Below are 10581 nucleotides of genomic sequence, written 5' to 3' on the forward strand. Positions count from 1 at the left end.
ACTACGCGTTCGGTTTTGAAGATGGATTTGTTTTTTCCTTTTCTAGTCTTTCTTTTTCAATAGGCTCTGCCAATCTTTTTTCAAGAATAGGCTCAATGAGTGTTTTTCTTTGTTGCTGTTTCAAAAATGGAAACAACTCCAAGTTTTGAGACATCTTATCTTCAAGATTTTCATATTTATTTAAACCAACAAGAATGAAATCTCCAGTTTTTAGTTTGGCTTGTTCTTTTTCTGCACTTTCTTTTATTTTCTTCTGAATTTTTCCCTCAAACAATTGATGAATAAAACCTTTACCGGCTTCAATCGTTTTAAAGATACTTAAAGCTTTTTCAGCCAATTCCCTGGTGAGATTCTCAATATAATAGGTTCCATCTACGGGATTTAAAACCTTATCAAAATAACTTTCTTGTTTTAAAATCAGTAATTGATTTCGAGAAATTCGTTCTCCAAATTCATTTCTTTTATGAAAAATTTCATCGTAAGCTAAATTATTGACCCAGTTAGCCCCACCTAAAATTGCACTCATGCATTCTGTAGTTGTTCTAAGCATATTCATGTTGTAATCGAATATACTATGGTTTCGCTTACTCGGTTCCGCTATTATTGTGAGATCAATTTCAATATTAAATTCTTTAGCCAAACTATTGACAAGTAGTCTAAAAGCTTTGAGCTTTGCAATTTCAAAAAAGTAATTGGAACCCTGAGAAATAATAAAATTGACGTTAATCGATTTCAATTTGTTGCCAGAATGTTCAAGAACATTAAGATACTCATTAAGATGCGCCAACCCATAAGCGAGTTGTTGTATAATGAGACCACCAGCATTTTGATACAGTCTTGCATCAACGTTTATATGATTCTTGAAGCTTGAAAACTGTGTTATTTTTAAAAAAGTATCAAAATCCTCTTTTTGGTTTTTAAACCAATTCCCTGAGGAAGCCAATTGGTGTACTGGATCAAATCCAAATAATACAGTCTTATTCTGTTTAATCAGTAGGGAATTTAGCTTTTCAAAAAAATCCAGATCTTCAAATAAAACTTCAATATAAAGGAGTGTTTTATGACTGCTAAGGGCTTCAAAAAACTTTAATTTCTTATCATTAGCTTCAGGAACAATAATCCATAAACTTTCTGCCCCACGTTCTATAACATCAAGCGCATTTTCAATGGTAATTTCAACGTTCTCGAGATACAGTTTTTCAGTAACATGCCAGGCAGGTGACTCTGGAAGCGAAAAATCATAATCGTGATCATCTGCATGATAAAAAGGTTTTATATCGATTCCTTCATCAGTAGAAGTAACCAAAGTTTCGTTGTAATCTGCACCTTTCAGGTCTGCTTGAATTTTTTGTTTCCATGCTTTTGCTGACACAGAATCGAATTCATCAAATAATTTTTTACTCATCTTTATCAGTTTTTAAACTGTCTTCGTATTCTATTATATAAACATCTTCATCGGGACGTTTCATAAAGTAGGTCTCCCTGGCAAAACGTTCTATTTCAATGCTATCTTTAAGTTCATTAAGAATTTGTTTATCTTTTTGTATTTCTGTTTGATAATATAATTTATTGGCTTTTATTTCATCAATTTCTTGATTCAATTCTCTGTGAATAAGCCAGGAATTACTATCTAAAAATAACATCCATACGACAAAGACCGTCAGCACAAGCACGTACTTGTTACTCATAAACTTGAACCAAGGCTTTTGTTTTAAGTCTTTGTACTTCATAATTGTAAGATACTAAAATTAGAGGAGTCTTTCCTTAATAATAGTTTGAACAATATCAATAGCCACCGTATTGAATCGGTTATTGGGTATAATGATGTCAGCATATTCTTTAGTGGGATCTATAAATTGCTGATGCATCGGCTTCAAAGTAGTTTTGTAGCGATTCAACACTTCATCTAGATCTCTTCCACGTTCAGTTATATCTCGTTTAAGACGTCTCATTAAGCGTTCATCGCTATCTGCATGCACAAAAATCTTAATATCAAACATCTCTCTAATATCGGGATGAGTGAAAATAAGAATACCTTCAACTATCATTACTTTTCTTGGTTTGGTTGTAATGGTTTCTTCTGTTCTGTTGTGTTCCTGGAAAGAGTAGACAGGCTGTTCAATTGATTTACCGGACTTCAAAATCTTTAAGTGTTCTACCAAAAGATCAAAGTCTATAGATTTAGGATGATCAAAATTGATACGTTTTCTTTCTTCCATGGGAAGATGCGATAAATCTTTATAATAGGAATCCTGGTAGATCACATCGACTTCGTCGTGTTGTAGTTCGTTTATAATTTGGTTCACTACAGTGGTTTTTCCACTTCCAGTTCCCCCGGCAATGCCAATAATAAGCATAATAAATACGTGTAAAAATTAATTATTCTTTTCTAGCCAGCTTTTGAAGCTTTTGAAATTTTGTGGATTGATACCGTGACCCACAGGATATTCTTCATAGGTCAAATCAATATCCAGCTTTTCTAAAAACGGCTTATTGTTTCTTGCCCATTCTACGGGGATCACCTGATCTGAACTCCCATGAGAATTATAAATTTGAAGGTGTTTAAAGTCATTTGACTCATATCCTGCTTTCAACATATTGGGGTCTACATATCCAGATAAGCCAATAATATTTTTAAAAAGATGAGGATAGGAGAGACCCAAAGCAAAACTTAAGATTGTGCCTTGGCTAAAACCAAGTAAGGTAATATTGTCAGAATCGATGGGATAAGCTTCAAGAGCTTCGTCGATAAATTTCTTGACCAACTCCCTGGATTCTATAGCTTGTTCTACATCACTAAATTTTCCTTGCTGTGCATCAAAATTGATTGCATACCAGGCATTCCCCATAGGTTGGAGCGAATGCGGAGCTTTTAGAGAGATAATCATGTACTCACTTGGCAATTCACTGGCAAACGAAAACAAATCATTCTCATCACTGCCATACCCATGGAGCATGAGTATTAGTGGAGCTTTCCCAGATAAACTAGAAGGTTTTATGAGGTGTGTAAGTGATAAATTTTTAGTTGTCATTTAAGTCAGTTTTTTAAAAATGGTTTGACACAAATTTCCAATTAATGGAACTTTATTTTGTTTTCCAGAAACAGCACCAATAAACCCATAAAACCATAGGATAGAATAACCCAAGTAAAGGGGAGAACTGATCATTATTGTTTGAAGATTACTTACAGTTTCTGGAATCCCGCTCACTATTATACTAATAAAAATTATCAGAAAATTGATTCCAAGGGCTTGTCTTATATGAAAACTTGCAAATTCGTGCTTATTTTCAGCAGAGTTTAGCAAAAGCGCTAAAATACTCCCGAAAATTGTAAAATAAGCTACTATAGCAGCGGTTTTACCGCTCCTTTCTTTTTTAATTTTCATAAAACGAATTATTGTAAATACTCCCCAGAACTTTTCCTTTGAGATTTTCATGAAGGAAAATGCTGTTTTTAGATTTTGAGAATATATGTTCTTTTTGAAATTTATATTCTGAATTTGGTTCAAATAGACTTAAATCTGCACGTTGATTAACCTCAATCTTTGAAGTTTCTAGTCCAAAATGCGCCTTTGTTTTGGATAATAATTCTGAAGTTTTTTCGACACCAAATAAGCTGTTCAGAACTGAAAATGCCGATTCCAGACCAATACTTCCATAGCTTGCATTCTCAAATTCCAGTTCCTTGTGTTCTTCATCCATAGGCTCGTGATCGCTAGTAACCATATCTATAGTGCCGTCTAGAACAGCTTGTTTTAAAGCTACGCAATCGTCTTCAGTTCTTAAAGGGGGTAGAATTTTATACTTACTATCGAAGGTTTCAAGTCGATTGCTAGTAAAAAATAAATGCGGTAATGCTACACTCGAAGTTACATTCAAACCTTTTGCTTTAGCTTCTTTAATCAATTGAATTGAAGCTTTAGTTGAAATATTGGGAATATGTAGTTTTCCACCTGTATATTCCAGTATGTAGAGATCTCTTGCCATCTGAAGCTCTTCAGCTAAATTCGGTATTCCTTTAAGGCCAATATAGGTCGTGAATTCATCTTCATTCACCTGAGCCATACCAGCAATGAACTGATCTTGAGGATAAGAAAAAATCAATCCATCAAAACTTTTTACATATTGAAGAGCTATTTTTAACAAATTAGCATTCTTAATAGATGTTTTAAAATCGTAAAAGCCCACCGCCCCAGCCATCTGCATATCATACAGTTCTGCTAGATTTTTACCATCAAAACTTTTGGTAAGGGCCCCTATAGGTTTAATATTGATAAGTTGCGGATCGATTTGTTGCTGCAAAAATTTTACAGCAGAATAAGAATCGGTAACGGGACTTAAATTTGGATTGAGAAGGAAACCAGTAAAACCTGATCTTCTCGCCGTGGTTACACCATTTGCAAGTGTTTCTCTTTCCTCAAAACCGGGTTCACCAAAAGATACTGAACTGTCAAAAAAGCCATTGGAAACATGGAGATTTTCATATGTTATGATCCTATCTCCAGTATTTATAGAATCCTCAATTTGAGATATAACTCCATTTTCAATGAGTATATCTTTGGTTTTTAAGTGATAAGAACTTTCTGAATCCAGAATTTTCGCAGATTTTAAAAGTATGGAAGGCATAGGCATTATTTTAAAAATCTCAAGATTAAAAGCTCTGTAAGAAAGAAACCAATTGCAAAAATAAGCATCCAAATCCAAAGCTCAAGGATTTTCCTCTTTTCTGTAAAAGAATTAAAGGCTTCAGGTATTGATAAAAATGTTTTGGCCTCCAATGTGCTAAGATCCATAGGATTAAAGTCGCTCTCAATTCGACCATAGTTGAAGCTTAAATCGAGCAGAACTGAATCTTTTTGCTTCAGTTGGAAGTGCCCCGTAGACTTAGGCTGATACTGTGTGTTGATTTGAACAACATTTCCAAGCTTTGTTTGTTGTGGGATAACTTGCTGACTTTCATTCACAAGTTTTAGTATTTCGTCCTTTTTAAGATTTGTTTTTATGTCAATTTTATTTTCTTCACCTATAATCGAGTACAATTCTGGTCTTACATTACTTTCCAGGGCGATATTATAGAATACAGGGACAACGAGTGGAGAATTTGTGAAGTTTGATAAGTCGGTGTTTAGTGCTGATGAAAAGCTATAAATATTATCTTTTTCAGCTAGAAACGATTGTCCGTTGCTGTATTTCAAAATAGGTGAGAAGCTAGAATTTATTTCTAAAAACATTTGAGTAGATGGATAATCAAAATTTTGAATTTGTTCAGAAAAAACATTTTTGAAAAGTGGATGATCAAAGTTGATGCTGGTAATTTCTCTTTGCTCTGAAGTGCTGCTTTGATAAATGTTTGAATTATTGACAAGTCCTTTGAACGTGGCAGGAGTTGTATTTTTGTTTGGAATAATTATTAAAGTTCCACCATTGTCCTGAAATTCTTCGATCCTACTTAGAAGTATAGGATTGATATCATCGATTTCATTTAATATAAAAAGATCTGCATCTGAAATTTTGGAATAATCGAATTTTCCAAGTGAAAACTCCTGAAAATTAAATTTTTCAGTGTTATAGATTGAAGTTAAAAATGATTTTTGACCGTAAGAATTGATTGCTATTATATTGATTTTCTTTTCTTCCCTTAAACTGAAAAATAACTTGTTATCGTAGGACATGACATCAGGTTCAATTTCCAATATCCCTTTTTTAAAATCTCTATTTGATACATCGAATTTTATAACTGTAGATGTAGACTCTTCAAAGTTGGCTTTGGTTTTGGCTATGAGTTCTTCATTATCCATCAATGAAACTGTCACATCTTTGTTTGATACGTTGTAAGATCGAATTTCGGCCAGTAATGTTTTTGATGTATTTGTTGTTTGCAATTGAGCGGAAGCAATGCTGAAGTTTTCTAACGATGAGGGGGACTTTACGATCAAATTGATGTCTGTTCCGCTTTCAGGCTTCAGGCGAACTTTATCTTCAAAGTTAAGTCCGTCGGTAATAATAATTAAACTATGGCTAGACATTTGGTCTTCAAACATAGACTCAGCTTTGAGCAATAGGTTCTCAAAACTGAAGTGAACGGGAGCAAAATCAATAGAAAAGAAATCTGCTTTAATATCGTTTTTGGTGACATTTTTCCAAACCTTATCATTGGTTAAAAGTGAAAATCGCTGGTTTTGGTTGAGTTGTCCCCATAAATTTTGCTTGGCCTCTTCGAGTAAAGTCAATTGTTTTGCTGGCAATTCCATGGAAAATGAATTGTCTAAATAGATGATAGTTTCATCCTTCTGTAACGCATTATCTGATGAAGGTATAACTGGTTTTGCAAAGGCAAGAATCAAAAAAATCAAGCCTAAAAGTCGGGTGGCTAATATTAACCATTTTTTTATGGTTGAACTTTTTCTGGATTGTAATTTGATGCGCTCTAATAGCGCAACATTGCTGAATTTGGTAGTTTTAAATTTTCTAAGCTGAAATAAGTGAACTAATATGGGAATGATGAGTAAAAGAAGAAAGTAGAGTACATCTGGCTTTTCAAAAATCATCAATCCTCAAGCTTTTTGGTTCTTTCAATTGTAAATTCGAAAGTAGTTCCTTTGCCTTCTACAGAGCTTACTTTGATCTCGCCTCCCAGGTTGTGAATCATTTTTTTAACTGTAGATAGTCCAATTCCGTTTCCTTTATTGCCTTTTCTATCATTTTCTGCAACTATAGAGAATAAATTAAAGATTTCCTTTTGCTTGTCTTTCGGAATTCCAATACCATTATCTTTTACAAAAAATCTATAAAAATCTGATTCTTTTTTGAAATCGATATCAATTTCTATTTTGGATTTATCATTGTATTTGAGGCTATTACCAATCAGATTAAGTAAAATTTGTTCCAGAGCTACACGGTTGGTAAATATATCTATGCTTTCTTCGGGAAATGATATGTCGCAATCATCTCCTATATCTAGCATTTCAACAATATCTTCTACCAATGTATGTACATCAAATACTTCTAATGAATCTTCATTACTAGTAATATTATCACTTTCGTAGTGCGTAAGAATGTTGGTAATGTAGTCACTCAATTGAAATGATGATTTTTTTAGATTATCGAGGTAATCCACCCCAGAATCATCAAGAATACTTTTATATTTTGCCTTTAGGATATCAATAGTAACAATCATATTGGCAAGTGGCATTTTCATATCATGAGATACTACTCCTGCAAAATTTCTTAATTGATTGTTTTTTTTCTTTAGTAACTTTTGAGTTTTTTTAAGTCCCTTATTGATGGAGTGAAGCTCAAATAATTTAATGACCTGATTGGCTAGGAACAATAAGCCTTCTTTTTGTTTTTCGGATAAAGTTCTAGGTTGGTGATCTATCACACAAAGCGTACCAAGCGCATTTCCGTCTTTATCTCTTAAAGGAGCACCAGCATAAAATATAACTTGTTCATCACCACTTACCAGCGGATTTTTTTGAAATCTTTCATCTTCTCTTGAATCTGATATTTCCATGATTTCATCATCAGATTTGATGGCAAAATTGCAGAAAGAATATTCTTTTTTGGTTCCACAAGAATCGGTACCAATTTTTGATTTAAACCACTGTCTATCTTCATCAATTAAAGAAATGAGAGCCACTGGAGTATCACATATGGAAGCAACAAGTTTTGTAATCTGGTCATATTCTTGCTCCGGTAATGTATCTAAGATATCTAAGGACTTAAGTGCATTGATCCTTTTGGATTCATTTTTGGGATTGGTTTTCATCTAAGCTTTATATAAACTGATTCTAAATATCTATAAAACGCAATATACAAAAAATAGGGTTTTGCACCTATTTTAAAAGCTTTCAAAAGCACCGAGTCCGAAAAGTGCAAAATCGTATTTTACAGGGTCCATTGGATCTAGTCGGCGTAAATTTGTATCCAGTTCTTTCACTGCTTTAGCGTCGTTTTGTTTTCTATTTAAAAGACCTAGTTCTCTAGCAATTCTTCCGGAATGTACATCGAGTGGACAGGATAAAATTGATGGGGAAATGCTGTCCCAAATACCAAAATCCACTCCATTTGTGTCTTTTCTTATCATCCAGCGGAGAAACATATTTATGCGCTTACCGGCTGAGTTTTTTTCAGGATCGCTAACGTGCTTTTCTGTTCTTTGCTCATGATCAAGCTGAAAAAAAATGGTTTTGAACTCATGGATAGCTGGTTGAAGAGAGTCTTTAATTTGGTGCTTGCAAAAGACAGATTCTAAGCCCTGATGTTTGGTGTAGATGTATTTTAACGCCTTTATGAAATATTTCAAGTCATGAGCATTAAAAGTTCTATGTACAAACCCGTTGCAATTTTCAAGGTCACTTTCTGTATGATTCAAAATGAAATCGTAAGGTTCAAACTGAAGAATCTTGCAGAGCTTTTCGCCGTTATTAAGAATGCTTTTTCTGTTCCCCCAGGCAATGGTGGCAATTAAAAATCCTATTATCTCAATATCTTCTTTTTTCTGAAATTTGTGAGGTATTGAAATCGGATCTGTTGCAATGAACTTGAATTGGTTGTACAACAAAGCTTTTTCATCAAGGAAAGGTTTTAAATTTTCAATTTTAGACAAATTGGCCATCTTTCATTTCTAGTTTTCGATCTGCCATATCTGCTAATTCTTCATTATGAGTTACAATGACAAAAGTTTGGTCAAACTCATCTCTCAATTTCAGAAATAACTGGTGCAGTTTGTTAGCAGAAGCTGAGTCAAGATTTCCAGAAGGTTCATCTGCAAAAATAACTTTAGGTTGGTTGATGAGGGCTCTCGCAACAGCTACTCGCTGTTGTTCACCACCGCTCAACTCATTGGGTTTATGGTTTGCCCTATGTTTAAGGTCTAAATATCCAAGCAACTCCATAGCCTTTTTCTCCGCGTCGACTCGAGAAGTATTTTTTATAAAGGCAGGAATACAAATATTTTCTATAGCCGAAAATTCAGGTAAAAGTTGATGAAACTGAAAGATAAATCCTATATTTTCATTTCTAAATCTAGCCAGGGCTTTTTTCTTGAGCCCATTGATTTGCTGACCATTTATTTCGAGAAAAGAGTCTTTATTTTGATCTGGCTGTTCCAATGTACCAAGGATCTGAAGCAAGGTAGTTTTCCCTACACCAGAAGGTCCCACAATGGAAATAATTTCCTTTTGTTGAATCTCTAAATTTATATTATCAAGAACTTTCAGCTCACCGTAGTGTTTGCTGATGTGTTTAGCCTTTATCATGAATTATTATTGAAATTCAAAAGTCAGAATAAAATCTGAATTAAAAAAAACAATAGCTTTTACAATTAGTTTAAAACCAATTTGATATAAGATTTTTTCCAGCTACTAATATTTCCTTAAATGAAAAAATGATGTTTAATATATATGTAAATTTGTTCAACAAAATATAATTTATGTCAGATCAAAAATTTGAATTAGCAACTTTCGCCAACGGTTGTTTCTGGTGTACAGAAGCTGTTTTTCAACGTCTTGAAGGAGTAAGAGGAGTGAAGTCAGGTTTTACTGGGGGCAGCATAAAAAATCCTCCCTACAGAGAAGTGGTCATGGGAAGAACAGGCCATGCAGAAGCAATCCAGATAGAATACAATCCAGAAATTGTTGATTATAAAACATTGCTTTATGTGTTTTTTTCCACTCATGATCCCACAACATTAAATAGACAAGGCTATGATGTTGGTGAACAATACAGGAGTGAAATATTTTATCATACAGCCTCTCAAAAAGAAATTGCAGAGTCAGTGATTAGTGAGATAGAAGCTGAAAAAATTTTTCAAGATAAAATTGTGACTCAACTCTCTGAAGCATCTCAGTTTTACACAGCAGAAGAAGAACATCAAAACTTTTATAATAATTTTACTGAAAACAGATATTGTCAGTTGATTATAGAACCAAAGCTTGCTACGTTAAGAAAAAAGTTTAGTCACCAACTTAAATCCTAAATCATGCCCTATAAAACCTACGAAGAATATACCCAACCTTTTGTTGACGAAGTAAAGTCTAACTACCTTTCGATTATTAAAAACATTGGTGAAGACCCATCCAGAAATGGAATATTGAAAACACCAGAGCGCGCTGCTAAAGCTATGCAGTTTCTTACTCAGGGTTATGAAATGGATCCTGAGAAAATATTGCTTGGGGCTATGTTTGAAGAAGATTATGATGACATGGTCTTGATTAAAGACATAGAACTATATTCGCTTTGTGAGCATCACATGCTTCCTTTTTTTGGAAAAGTTCATGTTGCATACATTCCTAACGGAAAAATCGTTGGTTTGAGTAAGATTCCTAGAATTGTGGATGTTTTCGCTAGACGATTACAAGTGCAGGAACGATTGACTCATGACATTTTAGAATGTATTAATACAACTTTACAACCTAAAGGCGTTGCTGTTGTTATTGAAGCCCAACACATGTGTATGATGATGAGAGGTGTTCAAAAGCAGAATTCTGCGACAACAACTTCAGGATTTAGGGGTGAGTTTAAAAATCAGGAGACTAGAAATGAATTTTTAAAGTTGATAGGTTAGCAGAAGATTAAACT

General features: G+C 33.8%; 12 protein-coding genes. 2 read left to right on the forward strand and 10 right to left on the reverse strand.

Annotated elements, in window-relative coordinates; genetic code table 11:
• Position 1: 1 nt before the first annotated feature.
• The 10 genes from LB449_RS06240 to LB449_RS06285 form a co-directional block, all read right to left on the reverse strand.
• On the reverse strand, positions 2 to 1405 hold the full coding sequence (locus tag LB449_RS06240; protein ID WP_224454208.1) for a methylmalonyl-CoA mutase subunit beta: 1404 nt from the start codon (positions 1403 to 1405) through the stop codon (positions 2 to 4).
• Positions 1398 to 1730 carry an FtsB family cell division protein gene (locus LB449_RS06245; RefSeq protein WP_224454209.1) on the reverse strand — a complete coding sequence of 111 codons (333 nt, stop codon included), beginning with the start codon at positions 1728 to 1730 and terminating at the stop codon, positions 1398 to 1400. The genes LB449_RS06240 and LB449_RS06245 overlap by 8 nt, the downstream gene beginning before the upstream one ends.
• A gap of 18 nt (positions 1731 to 1748) precedes the next feature.
• Positions 1749 to 2357 (reverse strand): uridine kinase, encoded by a 609-nt coding sequence (gene udk, locus LB449_RS06250; protein ID WP_224454210.1) that lies wholly within the window; start codon positions 2355 to 2357, stop codon positions 1749 to 1751.
• An 18-nt stretch (positions 2358 to 2375) separates the two neighbouring features.
• Positions 2376 to 3032, reverse strand: coding sequence for an alpha/beta hydrolase (locus LB449_RS06255; RefSeq protein WP_224454211.1), 657 nt, complete (start codon positions 3030 to 3032; stop codon positions 2376 to 2378).
• Positions 3033 to 3386, reverse strand: a complete 354-nt coding sequence (locus LB449_RS06260; RefSeq protein ID WP_224454212.1) for a hypothetical protein — start codon at positions 3384 to 3386, stop codon at positions 3033 to 3035.
• Positions 3376 to 4626 carry a dihydroorotase gene (locus tag LB449_RS06265; RefSeq protein ID WP_224454213.1) on the reverse strand — a complete coding sequence of 417 codons (1251 nt, stop codon included), beginning with the start codon at positions 4624 to 4626 and terminating at the stop codon, positions 3376 to 3378. Before LB449_RS06265 ends, LB449_RS06260 begins: the two co-directional genes overlap by 11 nt.
• Positions 4627 to 4631: 5 nt before the next feature.
• Entirely contained in the window at positions 4632 to 6548 is a 1917-nt protein-coding gene (locus LB449_RS06270) for a BatA domain-containing protein (RefSeq protein ID WP_224454214.1), read from the reverse strand.
• Positions 6548 to 7768 (reverse strand): GAF domain-containing sensor histidine kinase, encoded by a 1221-nt coding sequence (locus LB449_RS06275; protein ID WP_224454215.1) that lies wholly within the window; start codon positions 7766 to 7768, stop codon positions 6548 to 6550. Before LB449_RS06275 ends, LB449_RS06270 begins: the two co-directional genes overlap by 1 nt.
• Before the next feature lie 72 nt (positions 7769 to 7840).
• Positions 7841 to 8617 carry a TIGR02757 family protein gene (locus LB449_RS06280; protein ID WP_224454216.1) on the reverse strand — a complete coding sequence of 259 codons (777 nt, stop codon included), beginning with the start codon at positions 8615 to 8617 and terminating at the stop codon, positions 7841 to 7843.
• Positions 8601 to 9260, reverse strand: a complete 660-nt coding sequence (locus tag LB449_RS06285) for an ABC transporter ATP-binding protein (protein ID WP_224454217.1) — start codon at positions 9258 to 9260, stop codon at positions 8601 to 8603. Before LB449_RS06285 ends, LB449_RS06280 begins: the two co-directional genes overlap by 17 nt.
• A gap of 173 nt (positions 9261 to 9433) precedes the next feature.
• On the opposite strand from LB449_RS06285, the gene msrA reads away from it, so the two are divergent.
• Together msrA and folE are read left to right on the forward strand one after the other, a co-directional pair.
• The gene (msrA, locus tag LB449_RS06290; protein WP_224454218.1) at positions 9434 to 9979 is read left to right on the forward strand and encodes a peptide-methionine (S)-S-oxide reductase MsrA; all 546 of its coding nucleotides are present in this window, start codon (positions 9434 to 9436) and stop codon (positions 9977 to 9979) included.
• Between the two features lie 3 nt (positions 9980 to 9982).
• On the forward strand, positions 9983 to 10567 hold the full coding sequence (gene folE, locus LB449_RS06295) for a GTP cyclohydrolase I FolE (RefSeq protein WP_224454219.1): 585 nt from the start codon (positions 9983 to 9985) through the stop codon (positions 10565 to 10567).
• The last annotated feature ends 14 nt before the right edge of the window (positions 10568 to 10581 follow it).

Source organism: Psychroflexus lacisalsi (genome assembly GCF_020164495.1).
In the GTDB taxonomy this organism is placed as follows: Bacteria; Bacteroidota; Bacteroidia; order Flavobacteriales; family Flavobacteriaceae; genus Psychroflexus; species Psychroflexus lacisalsi.

What these genes read in the sequence shown, in the direction of transcription:
- LB449_RS06240 (WP_224454208.1), bottom strand. Translation starts at nt 1,405, where the DNA reads ATGAGTAAAAAATTATTTGATGAATTCGATTCTGTGTCAGCAAAAGCA.
- udk (WP_224454210.1), bottom strand. Translation starts at nt 2,357, where the DNA reads ATGCTTATTATTGGCATTGCCGGGGGAACTGGAAGTGGAAAAACCACT.
- LB449_RS06270 (WP_224454214.1), bottom strand. Translation starts at nt 6,548, where the DNA reads ATGATTTTTGAAAAGCCAGATGTACTCTACTTTCTTCTTTTACTCATC.
- LB449_RS06245 (WP_224454209.1), bottom strand. Translation starts at nt 1,730, where the DNA reads ATGAAGTACAAAGACTTAAAACAAAAGCCTTGGTTCAAGTTTATGAGT.
- LB449_RS06260 (WP_224454212.1), bottom strand. Translation starts at nt 3,386, where the DNA reads ATGAAAATTAAAAAAGAAAGGAGCGGTAAAACCGCTGCTATAGTAGCT.
- LB449_RS06275 (WP_224454215.1), bottom strand. Translation starts at nt 7,768, where the DNA reads ATGAAAACCAATCCCAAAAATGAATCCAAAAGGATCAATGCACTTAAG.
- LB449_RS06285 (WP_224454217.1), bottom strand. Translation starts at nt 9,260, where the DNA reads ATGATAAAGGCTAAACACATCAGCAAACACTACGGTGAGCTGAAAGTT.
- LB449_RS06255 (WP_224454211.1), bottom strand. Translation starts at nt 3,032, where the DNA reads ATGACAACTAAAAATTTATCACTTACACACCTCATAAAACCTTCTAGT.
- LB449_RS06280 (WP_224454216.1), bottom strand. Translation starts at nt 8,617, where the DNA reads ATGGCCAATTTGTCTAAAATTGAAAATTTAAAACCTTTCCTTGATGAA.
- msrA (WP_224454218.1), top strand. Translation starts at nt 9,434, where the DNA reads ATGTCAGATCAAAAATTTGAATTAGCAACTTTCGCCAACGGTTGTTTC.
- folE (WP_224454219.1), top strand. Translation starts at nt 9,983, where the DNA reads ATGCCCTATAAAACCTACGAAGAATATACCCAACCTTTTGTTGACGAA.
- LB449_RS06265 (WP_224454213.1), bottom strand. Translation starts at nt 4,626, where the DNA reads ATGCCTTCCATACTTTTAAAATCTGCGAAAATTCTGGATTCAGAAAGT.